The 539-nt window shown below is 50.6% G+C and carries 2 tRNA genes; both read left to right on the top strand.

Annotated elements, in window-relative coordinates:
- Positions 1-161: 161 nt before the first annotated feature.
- Positions 162-238: transfer RNA gene (locus AVE30378_RS32490), tRNA-Ile, on the top strand.
- 24 nt (positions 239-262) lie between these two features.
- Positions 263-338: transfer RNA gene (locus AVE30378_RS32485), tRNA-Ala, on the top strand.
- Positions 339-539: the final 201 nt, after the last annotated feature.

Genomic DNA, 539 nt, shown 5'->3' with positions numbered 1-539 from the left:
CGGAAGGTGCGGCTGGATCACCTCCTTTCAGAGCTCAAGTGCTCGTGTTAAGCGTCCACTCTTATCGGTTGTTTGATATATAGCTGGGATCGGTTGTGGGCTTGGGTAGAGGGACTCCTCCCTGCGCCCATGACTCCTGAGTGCTGATCCGAGAAGGTTTTGGGTCTGTAGCTCAGTCGGTTAGAGCACCGTCTTGATAAGGCGGGGGTCGTTGGTTCGAATCCAACCAGACCCACCAGGTATTCTGCGTCAAGCAGGGTATGGGGGTGTAGCTCAGCTGGGAGAGCGCCTGCTTTGCAAGCAGGATGTCATCGGTTCGATCCCGTTCACCTCCACCATCGAATATGAATGATCTTCGATCTTTATATTCACCTGGTGCAGCGTAGAGGCCAACTCATAACGTCGCGATTCAAGTTTGAATCCTCGGCTTTATGAGTTGGGTTTTACCCAACAGCTATATTCGTTCTTTAACAATCTGGAAGAAGCACAACGAAATGTACTTATCAAGTACTCGGCGCAAGTCGAAGAAGATGAGTACG

Origin of the sequence: Achromobacter veterisilvae, from assembly GCF_900496975.1 — a bacterium.
GTDB lineage: Bacteria > Pseudomonadota > Gammaproteobacteria > Burkholderiales > Burkholderiaceae_B > Achromobacter > Achromobacter veterisilvae.
Note: the sequence above shows the minus strand (reverse complement) of the source record. Positions and strands in the feature narration are given on the sequence as shown.